This window comes from Paraburkholderia rhynchosiae (genome assembly GCF_002879865.1).
Classification (GTDB): Bacteria; Pseudomonadota; Gammaproteobacteria; order Burkholderiales; family Burkholderiaceae; genus Paraburkholderia; species Paraburkholderia rhynchosiae.
Genome location: NZ_PNXY01000002.1, coordinates 48898 through 63416 on the forward strand (window position 1 = coordinate 48898; position 14519 = coordinate 63416).

Below are 14519 nucleotides of genomic sequence, written 5' to 3' on the forward strand. Positions count from 1 at the left end.
AAGTCATGAACGGCCCAGTGTCGATCGAGGTTCTCAGGCAGCATCTGATCGATCCGGAGATCTGTATTCGCTGCAATACGTGCGAAGAGACCTGTCCGATCGATGCGATCACGCACGACGAAAACAACTACGTGGTGAAAGCGGATGTCTGCAACGGCTGCATGGCGTGCGTGCCGCCGTGTCCGACCGGCGCAATCGACAACTGGCGCACGGTGCTGAAGGCCGACGCGTATCCGGTCGCGGAGCAGTTCACCTGGGACGTCTTGCCCGAGCAGAACACCATGGCTGTGCCCGCGGCGGACGAGTTGCCCGCTGCGCAGGCAACGAGCGATGCAACGGCGAACGCCAGCGGCATCGAAGTGGATACCGTGCGTGGATCAGTCGTGCCGCCGTGGTCCGCCGCGAAGCCGTACGTGAATCTCTACACGCATAAGACGCCGACCACCGCGACCGTGGTCGGCAACTACCGGCTCACCGACGCAGCGACCGAAAGCGACATACATCACATTGTGCTGGACTTCGGATCGATGCCGTTTCCAGTGCTGGAGGGACAATCGATCGGCATTTTGCCACCCGGCGCAACTGGCGACGGCCGCCCGCATCACGCGCGCCAATATTCGATTGCGAGTCCACGCGACGGCGAACGGCCCGGCTACAACAACGTTTCGCTGACGGTCAAGCGCGTCGCGCAACGACATGGCGATTCGAGCGACGGTGTCTGCTCGAATTATCTGTGCGATCTGAAGAAGGGCGACGCGGTGACCGTGATCGGCCCGTTCGGCGGCACCTTCCTGATGCCGAATCATCCGAACTCGCATCTCCTGATGATTTGCACCGGCACAGGTTCCGCGCCGATGCGCGCGATGACCGAGTATCGCCGGCGACGCCGCCTGAAGGGCGCAACGGGCAAGCTGATGCTGTTCTTCGGCGCGCGCACCAAAGAGGAGTTGCCGTACTTTGGTCCGCTAACTAACTTGCCGAAAGATTTCATCGATACGAATCTGGCGTTCTCGCGCACGCCGGGTCAGCCAAAGCGTTATGTGCAGGACGCGATGCGCGAACGTGCGGTCGACGTCGCTCACATGCTGAAGGACGACAACACGCATATCTACGTGTGTGGTTTGAAGGGCATGGAAGACGGCGTGCTGCAAGCGCTCAAGGAGATCGGCGAGCAGCATCAGATGGATTGGGAAGCGTTGTGGGCGAGGTTGAAGAAAGAAGGGCGCCTGCATCTGGAAACGTATTGATCGGAGCCCGCTAAACGAGGCCCCGCAGTCGCTCATCCGCAGAACTGCAGGCGTTTCGCTAAGACCCTAGCGCGAAGGGTCCGCGCCTTCGTCACGTTGCGACGGCGATACCGCTCCGCATGCGCGAATCACCAGTTGCACGACTTCCTCGGTCGTCGCTTCGAACGCTTTCTGGGTCAACGCGCGCTTGCCTTTGAGTGCGCGAATCTGCGCGTCGAAATCGGCGTAATGCTGGGTCGTCGCCCAGATCATATACATCAACGTTCGTGCATTGACAGGCGCAAGCAGGCCTCGCGCGATCCAGTCGTCGATGACTTTCGCGCGGCTATCGAGCCATGGCTTCACGCGTTGCGTGAGGATGTCTTCCATATGCTCCGCGCCGTGGATGATCTCGCTCGCCCACACTTTCGAGCCGAGCGGACGGCGCCGGGACAACTCCATTTTCGCGCGCACATATCCACCGATTGCTTCCACGGGATCGTCGCTGCATTCGAATGTATCGGCCGCTCGATACCAGTCTTCGAACAGGTCTTCGAGTACGCGCCGGTAAAGCGCGAGCTTCGTCGGAAAGTAGTAGTGGACGTTGGCTTTCGGTAAGCCGGCGCGTTCGGCGATCATCGCCGTACTCGCGCCATCGAGTCCGCGCTCGGCGAAAACCGCCTCCGCGCACGCCAGAAGATGCGCTTCATTCGACTCGCGAATGTGTGCCTTGCGCCGCCGCAAAGGCGTACGCGTTTCCCCGTTTTCCGTGATGCCAGCGGCCACGTCGTCGTCTCTCATGTTCGCCTTCGGCGGCATGTGTGCCGCGTCGCGCTTCATTCTAGTCGTTTGACGCCGTGGGGACACGCGTATTTCTGTCGTGAACGTTAGCCGTGCTGCAATGCAATGGCACGCTTCTCGCTCTGCTGTTGACCGTACGAAAGGCATTGATTTGGCGGTGGTAATCGGCTACAACCTGTCCAACTGGACAGGATTGAGAGAGCGGGAGATGCATCAGGGTTTGCCCTCGCTATGAGCGCCCACTGAGTGCATCAAACTTGCACCGCCGCCGTGCGGACACGCCCCAAAAAGCCGCCGCCCATGCACCAGTTTCATGTCGGTTCACCGAAAGGAGCGAGACGAATGAACGTGGTATCCGAAGCGCTAAAGCGGGTAGAGCCCGCTACGTCGATCAAGGTCGACGGCAAGCGGCTGTGGGACAGCCTGATGACGATGGCGAAGATCGGCGCAACGCCTAAAGGCGGTGTCTGCCGTCTGGCGCTGACCGATCTCGACAAAGAGGGGCGCGATCTGATAGTTAGTTGGGCGAAAGAAGCCGGCTGCACTGTCAGTGTCGACCAGATGGGCAACGTATTCATGCGCCGCGCCGGCCGCAATCCCGATGCGTTGCCCGTGATGACCGGTTCGCATGCGGACTCGCAGCCGACCGGCGGCCGTTTCGACGGCATCTACGGTGTGCTGGGCGGCCTCGAAGTGATTCGCAGTTTGAACGATCACGGCATCGAGACAGAGCATCCTGTCGAAGTGGTGATCTGGACCAACGAGGAAGGCTCGCGTTTCGCGCCGGCCATGGTTGCGTCGGGCGTGTTTGCGGGCGTGTTCTCGCTGGAATACGGGTTGTCGCGCAAGGATGTGGACGGCAAGACGATCGGCGACGAATTGCAGCGTATCGGCTATGCAGGAGATGTACCTTGCGGCGGCCGTCAATTGCATGCGGCGTTCGAATTGCACATCGAACAAGGGCCGATTCTCGAAGCCGAGCAGAAAACCATTGGGGTCGTGACGGACGCACAAGGTCAGCGGTGGTACGAGATCACGCTAACGGGCCAGGAGGCGCATGCGGGCCCGACGCCGATGCCGCGTCGGCGTGATGCCTTGCTCGGCGCCGCACGCGTGGTCGATCTGGTCAATCGCATTGGGCTCGACAACGCGCCTCTCGGTTGTGCGACCGTCGGCATGATGCAGGTCTATCCGAACTCGCGCAATGTGATTCCCGGGCGGGTGTTCTTTACCGTCGACTTCCGTCATCCGGATGATGCAGTGCTTGCGAAGATGGATGCCGCGTTGCGTGAGGGCGTGGCGCGGATTGCGAGCGGCATCGGCCTCGAAACCGAACTCGAACAGATTTTCTACTATGCGCCGGTTGCCTTCGACGAAGCCTGCGTGAAGTCGGTGCGCGCGGCGGCCGAACGCTTCGGTTACTCGCATCGCAACATGGTGTCCGGCGCGGGGCACGACGCCTGTTATCTCGCGCAAGTCGCGCCGACTTCGATGGTGTTCGTGCCGTGCGTCGACGGCATCAGTCACAACGAAATCGAGGACGCCACCTTCGAATGGATCGAAGCGGGCGCGAATGTATTGCTGCACGCGATGCTCGAGCGCGCTTGCGAGCCGGTGTCATAGCACGCTGATCAGTTTTACCCGCTTCACCGCAGTGCCGATAAAACATGCCGTCCGGGCTGCGCTTGCGCGAGAGCCCACAGGTGCGGCTGCGTCCTCATATCGAAGAAGGAACGTGTATGGCCATCAAGCCAACCGGCGACATCGCCGCGCAGCGCCTGTCGTCCGAACAGCTTTCCTGCGAGTTCTCCGACATTGCACCTTTGCTCGACGCGAGCGCTGCCGCTGTGGCCGCGAGTCGCTGCCATTATTGTTACGACGCACCGTGCGTGAACGCATGCCCGACGCAGATCGACATTCCCGGCTTTATCCGCAAGATCAGTCACGGCAATGTGAAGGGCGCCGCCGTAGATATTCTGTCGGCTAATCCGCTCGGCGGCATGTGTGCGCGCGTCTGTCCGACCGAGATTCTTTGCGAAGGCGCTTGCGTGCGCAATCATCAGGACGCGAAGCCGGTGGCGATCGGCGCGCTGCAACGTCACGCGACCGATTGGGCGATGGCGCGCGGCGAAGCGCTGTTCAAACGAGCGCCCGAAACCGGCAGGCACGTTGCGGTGGTTGGCGCGGGGCCCGCGGGACTCGCGTGCGCGCATCGGCTTGCACTCGCGGGCCATAGCGTGACGATTTACGACGCTCACGAAAAAGCCGGCGGCCTCAACGAGTACGGCATTGCCGCGTATAAAACGGTCGACGATTTCGCGCAACGTGAAGTCGATTGGCTGTGCTCCGTGGGCGGCATCGAGATCAAACACGGCGTTGCGCTCGGACGCGACATCGACCTCGATACGCTGCGCAAGCAACACGATGCCGTGTTTCTCGCGATTGGCCTCACGGGCGTGCGTGCGCTCGCGATGGAAGGCGAGGAGTTGAGCGGCGTGATGAACGCCGTGGACTTCATCGAAGAGATTCGCAGCGCGAGCGATTTCGGCACGGTGCCGGTGGGCCGCCGCGTCGTCGTGATAGGCGGCGGCAATACCGCGGTGGATGCCGCCGTGCAAAGCCGCAAGCTCGGCGCGACGTCGGTGGCGATGGTGTACCGGCGCGGCGTCGAATCGATGAGCGCGACTTGCGTCGAACGCGAGTTCGCGCAGACCAACGGCGTCACGCTCATTACGCATGCCACGCCTGTGCGTTTGATCGGCGAGGGTGGCGTGATCACGGGTGTCGAGTTCGAACGTACATTGAGCGCGGGCGATCAGGAGCGCTTCGTAATGGAAGCGGACATGGTGCTCAAAGCCATTGGTCAGACGCTGGTGCCGGTGGGTCTCGAGCGCGAACTGTTGACACTCGACGGCAACCGCATCGCTGTGGATGCAAACGGACAGACGTCGCTCGCCGGCGTGTGGGCCGGTGGCGATTGTGCGGCCACGGGTGGCATCGACCTGACGGTGCAAGCGGTGCAGGACGGCAAGCTCGCGGCTGCCGCCATCGACGCGCAGTTCGCGCGCACGGCGGTCAAAGCCGCGTAGCGTCGATCGACGCGCAGCACCGACTCACGTAAAAAACAGCCGTCCCCAAGGAGCCGAACATGGCCGATCTGCGCTGTACGATTGCCGGCATTACATCGCCGAATCCCTTCTGGCTTGCGTCCGCGCCGCCGACCGACAAAGCCTATAACGTGAACCGTGCGTTCGAAGCCGGTTGGGGCGGCGTGGTGTGGAAGACGCTCGGCCTCGATCCCCATGTGGTCAACGTGAGTTCGCGTTACGGCGCGGTGCAATGGAACGGTCAACGCATGGCCGGGCTGAACAACATCGAGTTGATTACCGACCGCCCACTTGACGTCAACCTGCGCGAGATCGCGCAAGTGAAACGCGACTGGCCCGAGCGCGCAATGATCGTCTCGCTGATGGTGCCGTGCAACGAAAGCGACTGGAAATGGATTTTGCCGCTTGTTGAAGACACCGGCGCCGACGCGGTCGAATTGAATTTCGGCTGTCCGCACGGCATGAGCGAGCGCGGCATGGGCGCCGCGGTCGGCCAGGTGCCCGAGTACATCGAGATGGTCACGCGTTGGGTGAAGGAGGGCACGAAGCTGCCGTGCCTCGTCAAGCTCACACCGAATATCACCGACATTCGCCTCGGCTCGCGTGCGGCCTATAAGGGCGGCGCGGACGGTGTATCGCTGATCAACACGATCAATTCGATCGTCGCCGTCGATCTCGACGCGATGTCGCCGTTGCCGATGGTCGATGGCAAGGGCACGCACGGCGGTTATTGCGGCCCGGCGGTGAAGCCGATTGCACTGAACATGGTCGCTGAAATCGCTCGTGACGTCGAAACACCGAACCTGCCGATTTCGGGCATCGGCGGCATCTCGACCTGGCGCGATGCGGCGGAATTCATGGTGCTGGGCGCGGGCAGCGTGCAGGTTTGCACGGCGGCGATGCACTACGGCTTTCGTATCGTCGAGGACCTCGCCGACGGCCTGTCGAACTGGATGGACGAAAAAGGCTACGCGACGCTCGACGACATTCGCGGCCGCGCGGTGCCGAACGTCACGGACTGGCAGTACCTGAACCTCAAGTACGACATCAAGGCGCGCATCGACCAGGACAAGTGCATTCAGTGCGGCCTGTGCCATATCGCCTGCGAGGACACCGCGCACCAGGCCATCATGAAAGAAAAAGATGGCGTCCGGCATTTTGAAGTGATCGACTCCGAATGTGTGGGCTGCAATCTATGCATGCACGTGTGTCCGGTCGAGCAGTGCATCACGATGGAGCGCGTGGACAACGGCGAGTACGCAAACTGGACCACGCATCCGAACAATCCGTCGCGCGTGAATGCGGCAGAGAGTCAGGTGGAGAAGGCGGCCGCAAGCGCCGAGGCAGCCCATGCGATAAAAGCTGCCTGAAAGAAGAGCTATTCGTCGTAGTGAAGCGCTTGCACTGCACCTGGTGTTTTCCCGGCATTTTCCTTTTTAACGCCCGACGCGCCGACAGAAGCCGCGCGGGCTTCAACGATCTAGTGGAGATCTTTTGATGAAGCAGACCGCGCAACCCGTCGATCCGCAATTCGCGGCCGGCGCGCAAGGCAGCAGTCTTTACAACGACGACCTTGCGCCAACCGGCACGGCGCAGCGCACCTGGCGCTGGTATCACTTCGCCGCCCTGTGGGTGGGCATGGTGATGAATATCGCGTCGTACATGCTTGCCGCCGGATTGACAGAGCAGGGCATGTCGCCGTGGCAGGCGGTGCTGACCGTGCTGCTAGGTAACCTGATCGTGCTCGTGCCGATGCTGATGATCGGCCACGCGGGCGCGAAGCACGGCATTCCGTATGCGGTGCTGGTGCGCTCGTCGTTCGGTACGCAAGGAGCAAAGTTGCCGGCAATGCTGCGCGCAATCGTCGCTTGCGGCTGGTACGGCATTCAGACGTGGCTCGGCGGCAGCGCGATCTATACGCTGCTGAACATTCTCACCGGCAACGCGCTGCACGGCGCGGCCTTGCCGTTTCTCGACATCTCCGTTGCACAACTCGCCTGTTTCCTCGTGTTCTGGGCATTGCAGATTTACTTCATCGTGCATGGCACGGATTCGATCCGCTGGCTCGAAAGCTGGTCGGCCCCGATCAAGATCGTGATGTGCGTTGTGCTCGTCTGGTGGGCCACATCGAAGGCGGGCGGGCTCGGCTCGATGCTGGAGGCGCCATCGCAGTTCGTGCCGGGCGGCAAGAAAGAAGGCATGTTCTGGGTTACGTTCTGGCCGAGTCTCACGGCGATGGTCGGCTTCTGGGCAACGCTCGCGCTGAACATTCCTGACTTCACGCGTTTTGCAAAAACGCAGCGCGATCAGATTGTCGGCCAGTCGATCGGCTTGCCGGTGCCGATGGCCTTGCTCTCGGTGATCTCCGTGGTGGTGACGTCCGCCACCGTGGTGATCTACGGCAAGGCGATCTGGGACCCGATCGATCTGACGAGCCGCATGACGGGCATTGGCGTTGGCGTCGCACTCATCATCCTCACACTCGACACGATGTGCTGCAATCTCGCGGCGAATCTCGTCGGGCCTGCGTATGATTTTTCGAGCTTGTGGCCGAAGGGCATTTCGTATCGCGTGGGCGGCATGATCACCGCGACGATCGCAATCGTCATGATGCCGTGGAAGATTCTCGCTACCACGCAGGGCTATATCTTCACGTGGCTCGTCGGCTATTCGGCGCTCCTCGGTCCGGTGGCGGGCATTCTGATGGTCGACTACTTCCTGATTCGCGGCACGCGTCTCGATACGCGCGAACTGTTCGACGAGCGCGGCGAATACAGCTATACCGGCGGCTGGAATATCGGAGCCGTGGTGGCGCTCGTGATCGGCGTGCTGCCGAATCTGCCCGGCTTCTTGCACACCGCGTTTCCCGCTTCGTTCGCCAATGTGCCGTCGATCTTCAATACGCTCTATACGTATGCATGGTTTGTCGGGCTCGCATTGGCGTCGATCGTGTATAGCGCATGGATGAAGCTCAGCAAGGGACCCAGCGCGCGCGTCGCAAGTGCGTGAGAAAACTGCATACGTGATAGCGAAACATACAAGCTCATAAGGAGGCGGCACCATGACGACCCTGATTCGCGGCGGCACTGTTATCGACGCGGAGAACACGTATCGAGCGGACGTGTTGTGTGCCGATCCGCAAGACGGCGGCACGATTCTGCAGATTGGCGCCGACCTGGAGGCGCCGGCAGGCGCGACGATTGTCGATGCGGGCGGGCAGTATGTGATGCCCGGCGGCATCGATCCGCACACGCATATGGAGCTGCCCTTTATGGGCACCACCGCAAGCGACGATTTCTATACGGGCACCGCAGCGGGATTATCGGGCGGCACGACGAGCATCATCGACTTCGTGATTCCGAGTCCGAAGCAAAGCCTGATGGAAGCGTTCAAACAGTGGCGCGGCTGGGCGGAGAAGGCATCGGCGGATTATGGCTTTCATGTTGCCGTGACATGGTGGGACGATTCGGTGTATCGCGACATGGGCACGCTTGTGCATGAGCACGGCGTGTCGAGCTTCAAGCACTTCATGGCCTACAAGAACGCGATCATGGCCGACGACGAAGTGCTGGTGAACAGCTTCTCGCGGTCGCTCGAACTCGGCGCGCTGCCTACCGTGCATGCGGAAAACGGTGAGTTGGTGTTCCAGTTACAGCGTCAGTTGCTCGCAAAGGGCTTCACGGGTCCCGAGGCGCATCCACTGTCACGGCCACCCGAAGTGGAAGGCGAGGCGGCCAATCGCGCCATTCGTATCGCGCAAGTGCTGGGCGTGCCGGTGTATATCGTGCACGTGTCTGCGAAAGACGCGGTGGATGCAATCTCGCGTGCACGCAGCGAAGGGCTGCGTGTGTTCGGCGAAGTGCTGCCGGGCCATCTGGTGATTGACGAAGCGGTGTATCGCGATCCCGACTGGACGCGCGCGGCGGCGCATGTGATGAGCCCGCCGTTTCGCTCGGCCGAACATCGCGAGGCACTGTGGCGCGGTTTGCAGGCAGGCCAACTGCATACCACGGCAACCGATCACTGTGTGTTCTGCGCGTCGCAAAAGGCCATGGGCCGCGAAGACTTCACGAAAATACCGAACGGCTGCGGCGGCGTCGAAGATCGCATGGCGGTGCTGTGGCATCACGGTGTGAACTCCGGACGTCTCACGCCGAACGAGTTCGTGCGCATTACGTCGTCGAATGCCGCGCAGATTTTCAACCTGTACCCACGTAAAGGCGCGGTACGGGTGGGCGCGGATGCCGACCTCGTCGTGTGGGACCCGAATGCGAGCAAGACGATTTCCGTAAAGACGCATCATCAGAAGGTCGACTTCAACGTGTTCGAAGGCATGACGGTACAAGGCATGGCGATGCATACGCTCACGCGCGGCGCGCTTGCCTGGACCAATGGCGACTTGCGAGCCGTGCGAGGCGCGGGTCGATATCAGAAGCGTCCGCCGAATGCGGCTTATTTCGACGCGATCCGTGTGTCCAACAAGTTGAAAGAGCCGCATCCGGTCGAGCGATAAAGCCTCGGCTATCCACCTATGCGGCGCGGCGTGCAAGCCCGCGCCGCATTTCCTTTCGTTGCTGCGCGTTCGCTGCAGCATGACGCGTCTCGCGTTTTCCCCGATGGCGCCCCGCCTACTTCCATGTTGCGATGCATGCCGCGTCGTCGCATCTGCTGTAAAGTTCAAAGTCATGTGATAGTGGAGACTATGGCTGCGGCTTAGCACGGATGCGCATATGGATTGGAAAGCTGATCCTTTGTAAAAACGCAGGCCGTTTGCTACAGTCCGCCCACTCCGCCGGGCGCAAGCGCCGGCGGGACTGCCAACACGAGTCCAGGCAAACGGCCTGGCCACTTTAGGGAGCCACTCATGAAGTCGATTCGTTCCATTCTGCTGATTGCGCTGTTTCATGCGGTCACCGTGAGCCCCGTATTCGCGGCCGATGAACTCGCGCAGATCAAGTCCTCCGGCGTATTCAGGATCGGTACGGAAGGCACCTATGCGCCATTCACGTATCACGATGAATCGGGCAAGCTGACCGGCTTCGACGTGGAGATCGGCACGCAGATTGCGCAGCATCTCGGCGTCAAGCCGCAATTCGTCGAAGGCAAGTGGGACGGGCTGATCGCCGGTCTCGACGTGAACCGCTACGACGCGGTGATCAACGAAGTCGCCGTGACAGACGCGCGCAAGGCCAAATACGATTTTTCGGACCCGTACATCACATCGCACGCGGCGCTGATCGTGCGCTCGGACAACAGCGCGATCAAGACCTTCGACGATCTGAAGGGCAAGAAGTCGGCCAACACCCTGACCAGCAATTTCGGCAAGATTGCGGCGGCGCACGGCGCGGAAGTGATTCCCGTGCAGGGCTTCAATGAATCAATCGATCTGCTGACCGCGGGCCGCGTGGATGCCACCGTTAACGACTCGCTGTCGTTCCTCGACTTCAAGAAGCACAAGCCGGATGCCAAGGTAAAGATCGCCACGCTGGATACGTCGCCGGAAAGCAGCGACAAGTCCGCGGTGCTGATCCGCAAGGGCAGCCCTGAACTCGTCGCGGCGATCAACAAGGCGCTCGCGGACATCAAGAAAGACGGCACCTACGCGAAGATCTCGCAGAAGTATTTCGGCAAAGACGTCTCCAAATAAACGCCTTTCGCGAGTCTGAATATGCCGGCATGGTTGCATCTGATGGCGCAGTCGCTGTGGCCACTGCTATATGCGGGGCTCGTGTTCACGGTGCCGCTCACGTTGGCGTCGTTCGCGATCGGGCTCGCTCTCGCGTTTATCGTCGCGCTCGTGCGGCTATTCGGGCCGAAGTGGGCGGTGGCGGGCGTGCGCTTCTACGTGTGGCTCTTTCGCGGCTCCCCGTTGCTCGTGCAACTATTCGTGATCTTCTACGGATTGCCGAACGTGGGTATCGTGCTCGATCCGTTGACGGCGGCGATCATCGGCTTCTCGCTGAATGTGGGTGCCTACAACTCGGAAGTGATCCGCGGCGTGATCGAGTCGATCCCGAAAGGGCAGTGGGAAGCCGCGTATTCGATGGGTATGACGCGCGAGCAGGCGCTGCGCCGCGCGATCCTGCCACAAGCGGCGCGCGTCGCATTGCCGCCGCTGTCGAACTCATTTATCGCGCTCGTGAAGGACACGTCGCTCGCAGCCGTGCTGACGGTGCCCGAAGTGTTCCAGGCAGCACAGCGAATTGCTTCGGTCACCTATGAACCTTTGATTCTCTATACCGAGGCGGCGCTGGTGTATCTGCTGTTCAGTTCAGTGCTGTCGTCGGCGCAAGTGAGGCTCGAACGCAAGTTCGGTCGTCATGCACTTTTTCAGGCGGGCAGCTGATGATCCGGCTTGAAAAAATCGATAAGTATTTTTCCGGGCACCGTGTGCTCAATTCGGTCGATCTGCACCTCGCACAAGGCAACGTCACCGCGTTGATCGGACCTTCTGGCAGCGGCAAAAGTACGCTCTTGCGCTGCGTGAATCTGCTGGAAATTCCCGAGGCGGGTTCGCTCGAAATCGGCGATCAGCAACTCGCGTTCAGTCCCGACGAGCGGCCCTCGCGCGAAACGGTGCTGACGATTCGCCGCCGCACGGGCATGGTGTTTCAGAACTTCCAGTTGTTTCCGCATCTCACGGTGCGTCAGAACGTGATGGAAGGCTTGCTGACCGTGCTGAAGTGGGACAGGCAAAAGGCGCGGGCTCGCGCGGACGAATTGCTGGAGAAGGTTGGCATCGCGCACAAGGGCGATGCGTGGCCCATCACTTTGTCCGGCGGACAGCAGCAGCGCGTGGCGATTGCGCGTGCGCTGGCGCCGTCGCCGGAAGTGTTGTTGTGCGATGAACCGACGTCGGCGCTCGATCCCGGCCTCGCCGCGGAAGTGGTGGAAGTGCTCAAGCAACTCGCCAGCGAAGGCATGACCATGCTGATGGCGACCCACGATTTGCGGCTCGCCGCCACCATCGCGCGCGATGTGGTGTTTCTTAACAACGGCGTGGTGGTGGAGTCCGGCCCGTCGCGCGATGTTTTCATGCGGCCGCAGCAGGAGGAAACCGCGCGCTTCGTGTCGACGCTGACACACAGCTTGCCTGATGAATGGACCGAGTGAAGCGGGGCTGAGAGAGTACGTCTGATAAGAATAGCCGCTGACGTATGCGGCAAAAATGAAGGGGCGTCCCGGCTTCGAGGCGCCCCTTCTTGCATGTCAGGCCATCACAGCCTCGTCACCGATGTGTCACGCCTCGGCGCGCTCGGCTTCGTCGTTGAGCGCCGTTTCGAAGAACCGTTCTTTGGACTCCGCATTTGCGCGAGCATAGGCGCGGTTCACGCCGCTGATCACCGCGCGAATCGACGCAGTCACCAGATTGGCGTCGATGCCCACGCCGAACGCGCTGCCGGTCACGTCCGCGCCGGCCATTTCGGCGACGGCGACCGCGCGCGCATCGGCGCCTTGCGTCAACGCGCGCTCCTCATAGTGTTGAATGCTCACGGGCACACCCATCGCGTGCATCAATGCGTCGAGCGGACCATTACCTTCGCCGTTCAGCACACGCCGCGTGCCATTGATATCGACCGTGAGCTTGATGTGCTCGCGTCCGTCCTGCTCGGACAGGCTGTGGCCGACGTAATGAACCGGCGTCGTGTTCTGCACGTACTCCTGCTGGAACAGTCCCCAGATTTGCGACGGCGTGACTTCCTGGCCGCTGTCGTCGGTAAAGCGCTGCACGGCCGAGCTGAAATCCACTTGCAAGCGGCGCGGCAACACGACGCCGTAGCTCTGTTCGAGCAGATAAGCGATGCCGCCTTTGCCCGACTGGCTGTTCACGCGAATCACGGAATCGTAAGTGCGGCCGAGGTCGTTCGGATCGATTGGCATATACGGCACCTCCCAGACAGCGTCGGGCTTCTGCACCGCGAAGCCCTTCTTGATCGCGTCCTGATGCGAGCCGGAGAACGCGGTGAACACCAGATCGCCGACATACGGATGACGCGGATGCACCGGCAACTGCGTGCATTCCTCGGCCGTGCGCGCGACTTCGTTGATGTTCGAGAAGTCGAGCTCGGGATCGACGCCTTGCGTGTACAGATTCAGCGCGAGCGTCACGAGGTCCACGTTGCCGGTGCGTTCACCGTTGCCGAACAGGCATCCTTCGACGCGATCGGCGCCCGCCATCACCGCGAGTTCCGCTGCGGCCACGGCGGTGCCGCGATCGTTATGCGGATGCACGGACACGATCAACGAATCGCGGCGCGTGAGATTGCGGTGCATCCATTCGATCTGGTCCGCGTAGACGTTCGGCGTGGCCATTTCGACGGTGGCCGGCAGATTGACGATGGCCTTGTGCTCTGGCGTCGGTTGCCAGATGTCGAACACGGCGTCGCAGACTTCCTTCGCGAATTCGAGTTCGGTGCCGCTGAACACTTCGGGGCTGTATTGCAGCGTGAAATGCGTTTCCGGCGCGGCATCGGCGAGACGCTTCATCGTGCGAGCGGCTTTTTGCGCGAGTTCCTTGACGCCGTTCTGGTCGAGCCCGAACACGATCTTGCGGAATTCCGGCGCGGTTGCGTTGTACAGATGGACGATCGCGCGCGGCGCGCCACGCAAAGATTCGAAGGTGCGTTCGATCAGATCGTCGCGGGCCTGCGTCAACACTTCGATCGTGACGTCGTCGGGAATGTGGCCGCCTTCGATCAACTCGCGCACGAAGTTGAAATCCGTCTGCGATGCCGACGGAAACGCCACTTCGATTTCCTTGAAGCCGATCCGCACCAGCGTCTTGAACATGCGCATTTTGCGCTCTGCGTTCATCGGCTCGAACAGCGCCTGGTTGCCATCGCGCAGGTCGGTGCTCATCCAGATCGGCGCCCGCGTGATGGTGCGCGACGGCCACTGGCGGTCCTTCAAATCGATGGGCTTGAACGAGCGGTACTTGGTAGCAGGGTTCTTCAACATTTTCATCATCCGTGGGTTCGACAAGCGGGTAGTCGACCGGACGACAAAAACGCAAAGCAGCGCCGCCGGTCGGAAACCGGGGCTGGTCAGTTACTGGGAAATCATGCGGTGCTTCGGTGTTTCAGATGGAAGCGCGCAGCAGCAGACCTAGCCCGGTAGAGCGGGCTAGTAGTAGAGATAGGGTGGTCTGGGCGCGGTACATAGTGCGCAATAGGAACATATTATTGGGACGGCGTCAAGGGCGGGGCGGCAATGCGAGGGCGGCAACGGAGCGAGCCGGGTCTTCGGGCGGTATGCGGGTTTTGTGTGTGCCCCGAGGCGTGATGCGGTATGCCTTGCTGACTTGTCGTCCGGTCACGTTGTGACATGGCTGAATCCGGGAAGCGTGGCGATGCTGGTCATCGCCTCAAGCGCGAGACAGCGAGCG

11 protein-coding genes are annotated in these 14519 nt (G+C 61.3%); 9 read left to right on the forward strand and 2 right to left on the reverse strand.

Annotation, left to right across the window (positions count from 1 at the left end; genetic code table 11):
* The first annotated feature begins 5 nt into the window (after nt 1-5).
* On the forward strand, nt 6-1247 hold the full coding sequence (boxA, locus tag C0Z16_RS02575) for a benzoyl-CoA 2,3-epoxidase subunit BoxA (RefSeq protein ID WP_102630980.1): 1242 nt from the start codon (nt 6-8) through the stop codon (nt 1245-1247).
* A gap of 66 nt (nt 1248-1313) precedes the next feature.
* Here the strand turns inward: boxA and C0Z16_RS02580 are convergent, their stop codons facing one another.
* The gene (locus C0Z16_RS02580; RefSeq protein WP_175130668.1) at nt 1314-2066 is read right to left on the reverse strand and encodes a TetR/AcrR family transcriptional regulator; all 753 of its coding nucleotides are present in this window, start codon (nt 2064-2066) and stop codon (nt 1314-1316) included.
* Nucleotides 2067-2369: 303 nt separating this feature from the next.
* Here C0Z16_RS02580 and C0Z16_RS02585 point away from each other — a divergent pair, with 303 nt between their 5' ends.
* From C0Z16_RS02585 to C0Z16_RS02620, 8 genes are all read left to right on the forward strand, one after another.
* Nucleotides 2370-3650: a Zn-dependent hydrolase gene (locus tag C0Z16_RS02585; RefSeq protein WP_102630679.1), complete on the forward strand. Its 1281-nt coding sequence runs from the start codon at nt 2370-2372 to the stop codon at nt 3648-3650.
* A 116-nt stretch (nt 3651-3766) separates the two neighbouring features.
* Nucleotides 3767-5116 carry an NAD(P)-dependent oxidoreductase gene (locus C0Z16_RS02590; protein ID WP_102630680.1) on the forward strand — a complete coding sequence of 450 codons (1350 nt, stop codon included), beginning with the start codon at nt 3767-3769 and terminating at the stop codon, nt 5114-5116.
* A 59-nt stretch (nt 5117-5175) separates the two neighbouring features.
* Nucleotides 5176-6504 (forward strand): NAD-dependent dihydropyrimidine dehydrogenase subunit PreA, encoded by a 1329-nt coding sequence (preA, locus tag C0Z16_RS02595; RefSeq protein ID WP_102630681.1) that lies wholly within the window; start codon nt 5176-5178, stop codon nt 6502-6504.
* Nucleotides 6505-6631: 127 nt separating this feature from the next.
* Nucleotides 6632-8143, forward strand: a complete 1512-nt coding sequence (locus C0Z16_RS02600) for an NCS1 family nucleobase:cation symporter-1 (protein ID WP_102630682.1) — start codon at nt 6632-6634, stop codon at nt 8141-8143.
* A 52-nt stretch (nt 8144-8195) separates the two neighbouring features.
* Nucleotides 8196-9647 carry a dihydropyrimidinase gene (hydA, locus tag C0Z16_RS02605; RefSeq protein WP_102630683.1) on the forward strand — a complete coding sequence of 484 codons (1452 nt, stop codon included), beginning with the start codon at nt 8196-8198 and terminating at the stop codon, nt 9645-9647.
* Between the two features lie 351 nt (nt 9648-9998).
* Nucleotides 9999-10781: an amino acid ABC transporter substrate-binding protein gene (locus C0Z16_RS02610; RefSeq protein WP_102630684.1), complete on the forward strand. Its 783-nt coding sequence runs from the start codon at nt 9999-10001 to the stop codon at nt 10779-10781.
* A 21-nt stretch (nt 10782-10802) separates the two neighbouring features.
* Nucleotides 10803-11480 carry an amino acid ABC transporter permease gene (locus C0Z16_RS02615; RefSeq protein ID WP_102630685.1) on the forward strand — a complete coding sequence of 226 codons (678 nt, stop codon included), beginning with the start codon at nt 10803-10805 and terminating at the stop codon, nt 11478-11480.
* Entirely contained in the window at nt 11480-12247 is a 768-nt protein-coding gene (locus C0Z16_RS02620; protein ID WP_102630686.1) for an amino acid ABC transporter ATP-binding protein, read from the forward strand. Before C0Z16_RS02615 ends, C0Z16_RS02620 begins: the two co-directional genes overlap by 1 nt.
* A 126-nt stretch (nt 12248-12373) precedes the next feature.
* Here the strand turns inward: C0Z16_RS02620 and leuA are convergent, their stop codons facing one another.
* Nucleotides 12374-14092 (reverse strand): 2-isopropylmalate synthase, encoded by a 1719-nt coding sequence (leuA, locus tag C0Z16_RS02625; RefSeq protein ID WP_102630982.1) that lies wholly within the window; start codon nt 14090-14092, stop codon nt 12374-12376.
* Nucleotides 14093-14519 lie beyond the last annotated feature (427 nt).

Excerpts from the sequence above, each read along its gene's own strand:
- boxA (WP_102630980.1), top strand. The coding sequence starts at position 6 with ATGAACGGCCCAGTGTCGATCGAGGTTCTCAGGCAGCATCTGATCGAT.
- C0Z16_RS02580 (WP_175130668.1), bottom strand. The coding sequence starts at position 2,066 with ATGAAGCGCGACGCGGCACACATGCCGCCGAAGGCGAACATGAGAGAC.
- C0Z16_RS02585 (WP_102630679.1), top strand. The coding sequence starts at position 2,370 with ATGAACGTGGTATCCGAAGCGCTAAAGCGGGTAGAGCCCGCTACGTCG.
- C0Z16_RS02590 (WP_102630680.1), top strand. The coding sequence starts at position 3,767 with ATGGCCATCAAGCCAACCGGCGACATCGCCGCGCAGCGCCTGTCGTCC.
- preA (WP_102630681.1), top strand. The coding sequence starts at position 5,176 with ATGGCCGATCTGCGCTGTACGATTGCCGGCATTACATCGCCGAATCCC.
- C0Z16_RS02600 (WP_102630682.1), top strand. The coding sequence starts at position 6,632 with ATGAAGCAGACCGCGCAACCCGTCGATCCGCAATTCGCGGCCGGCGCG.
- hydA (WP_102630683.1), top strand. The coding sequence starts at position 8,196 with ATGACGACCCTGATTCGCGGCGGCACTGTTATCGACGCGGAGAACACG.
- C0Z16_RS02610 (WP_102630684.1), top strand. The coding sequence starts at position 9,999 with ATGAAGTCGATTCGTTCCATTCTGCTGATTGCGCTGTTTCATGCGGTC.
- C0Z16_RS02615 (WP_102630685.1), top strand. The coding sequence starts at position 10,803 with ATGCCGGCATGGTTGCATCTGATGGCGCAGTCGCTGTGGCCACTGCTA.
- C0Z16_RS02620 (WP_102630686.1), top strand. The coding sequence starts at position 11,480 with ATGATCCGGCTTGAAAAAATCGATAAGTATTTTTCCGGGCACCGTGTG.
- leuA (WP_102630982.1), bottom strand. The coding sequence starts at position 14,092 with ATGTTGAAGAACCCTGCTACCAAGTACCGCTCGTTCAAGCCCATCGAT.